The organism is Caldisericia bacterium, from assembly GCA_021158845.1.
Lineage (GTDB): Bacteria > Caldisericota > Caldisericia > B22-G15 > B22-G15 > B22-G15.
In genome coordinates this window covers 1-2,168 of the sequence record JAGGSY010000026.1, presented here as the reverse complement: position 1 = coordinate 2,168, position 2,168 = coordinate 1, and the positions used below count along the sequence as shown (strand labels likewise).

The following is a 2,168-nucleotide window of genomic DNA, read 5'->3' as shown; positions in this document are numbered from 1 at the left end:
GATAGCAACAAGGCTGCTAAATATTGATGAGAGAAACAGGTATCCCATAAGGGAATTATAACTTAAAAGGAGGTGAACTATGTAATTCCATTCCAGAATCAGAGATCTACACCTTCACAGGCTTAGTCAAGCTGCTAAGGTAAGAGTTCTTCCAAAGAATTTGAAGGAAGCCTTAAGAAGAAGTGGGCTTTCAGAAGAGATGTTTTATGATGCAACAAAAGCTGCAAGAGCCGCTGGCTTTATAGGGCAAAATTCTGTAAACAATGCAGGACTTCTCCTTCTTGAAGCTGTAGGTGAGATGAATCCAAAGGAGAGGTTGGGAGGATACACAGAAGTTTTATGAGGGAGCCTTGCTCCCTCATTTTTCCTTCATAATCTTTTCAAATTTCTTTAATGGGAGTGTATTTATAATATCTTCCTTTGTAAGCCACCCTCTCCTTGCCACTCCAACTCCATATCTTATGTCAGGGAGAGAAACCTTTGCATGGGCATCTGTTCCTATTGTAAACTTTAAGCCATAAAGACTCTTTGCGTGCATAACATTCAAATCACTCAAATCAAGCCTCTGTGGTGTTGCATTTATCTCAAGAAATACACCGCTATTTTTAGCCTCTTTAAATATCTCCTCAATGTCCACCTTGTATCCCTCCCTTTCTCCAATTATCCTACCTGTCGGGTGTGCAATTATTTTTACTTTCTTAATTCCCATTGCCTTTTTAATTCTATTGGTCATCTTCTCCATACTCTGGTTAAATCCAGAGTGAATTCCTGCTATACAGAAGTCAAAGATATCAAGTTCTTCTTCTGGAAAATCCACGTTTCCATCTGAGAGTATATTTAACTCCACAGAGAAGAATATTCTAAATTTATCACCAAACTTCTCATTCAATCTATCTATCTCTTTCTTCTGTTTTTTAAACTCCTCAATGGACATACCTGATGCCACACCAAGGGATTTTGCATGATCAGAGATTACAATATACTTATATCCCATCTTTATGGCTTCTTCAGCCATCTCCTCAACACTATTTACCCCATCTGAGTATTTTGTGTGTACATGGGTATCTCCCTTTATATCCTTATAATCAACAAGTTTCGGTAGTTTACCCCTCATTGCCTCCTCAATTTCTCCCCTATCCTCCCTCATTTCAGGAGGTATCCATGGAAGACCAAGGAGATTGTAAACTTCCTCCTCTTTCTCTCCCCCAATTCTTTTATCCCCTTTGAAAACTCCATACTCATTTATCTTAAGCCCTTTCTTTATTGCAAGTTCTCTTAGTTTTACATTGTGCTCCCTTGAACCTGTGAAGTATTGAATGGCTGCTCCAAAGGATTCTGGCTCAACAACTCTAACATCAACCTGTATATCTTCCTTTGTTATAACTGATGTTTTTGTATCTCCCCTAACAAGCACTTCCTTTACAACAGGAAGGTTTGAAAAAACCTCCATAACTTTCTCACTCTCCCTACTTGTTACAAGTATATCTATATCACCTATGGTTTCCTTCATTCTCCTTATACTTCCACAGATCTCAATCTTATCCACGGGTGCCTTTTTCTTTATCTCATCTCTTATAAATTCAGCTAAAGGTAGAGCAAGTCCAATGGATACCCTCTTTTCCTCTTTTTTCTTCATACCTTTAAGGGCTTTAAGTATATTTTCTTCCTTCTTTGGTCCAAATCCAGGGAGTTCCCTTATCTTCCCTTTTTCTGCTGCCTCTTTGAGTTCCTCTATGGTCTTTATTCCAAGATGTTTGTATAGAGAAAGCGCTGCCTTTGGTCCAATTCCAGGAATCTTTTCAAGCTCAAGAAGTGATGGAGGAACCTTCTTTTTAAATTCCTCAAGTTTCTCAATGGTTCCTGTCTCAAGGTATTGTTTTATCTTCTTTGCAATTCCTGTTCCAACCCCCTTTATTTCTGTGAGTTTTCCCTCCTTTGCAAGTTCCTCTATGGGTATTGGAAGATTCTCTATCCTTCTTGCTGCCTCAATATAGGCATTTACCTTAAATGGATTCTCTCCTGCAAGTTCTGCAAGGGATGCAAGTTCATATAACTTCTTTGCAACCTCTTTATTCCTCATAATTTAATTATAATCCTCATCCCCTATTTTTGTTATTTTTAAACAGCAAAAGAGTCTATTTTTAAGAATTTATAAACCAAGATAGGCT

General features: G+C 38.1%; 2 protein-coding genes. One reads left to right on the top strand and one right to left on the bottom strand.

The genetic code is table 11. The features are described 5' to 3' along the window. Positions 1-97: 97 nt before the first annotated feature. The gene (locus J7J33_01020; protein MCD6167875.1) at positions 98-343 is read left to right on the top strand and encodes a DUF505 family protein; all 246 of its coding nucleotides are present in this window, start codon (positions 98-100) and stop codon (positions 341-343) included. Between the two features lie 15 nt (positions 344-358). On the opposite strand, the gene polX is transcribed toward J7J33_01020, so the two are convergent. Continuing rightward, positions 359-2,080 carry a DNA polymerase/3'-5' exonuclease PolX gene (gene polX / locus J7J33_01015; GenBank protein MCD6167874.1) on the bottom strand — a complete coding sequence of 574 codons (1,722 nt, stop codon included), beginning with the start codon at positions 2,078-2,080 and terminating at the stop codon, positions 359-361. Between the last annotated feature and the right edge of the window lie 88 nt (positions 2,081-2,168).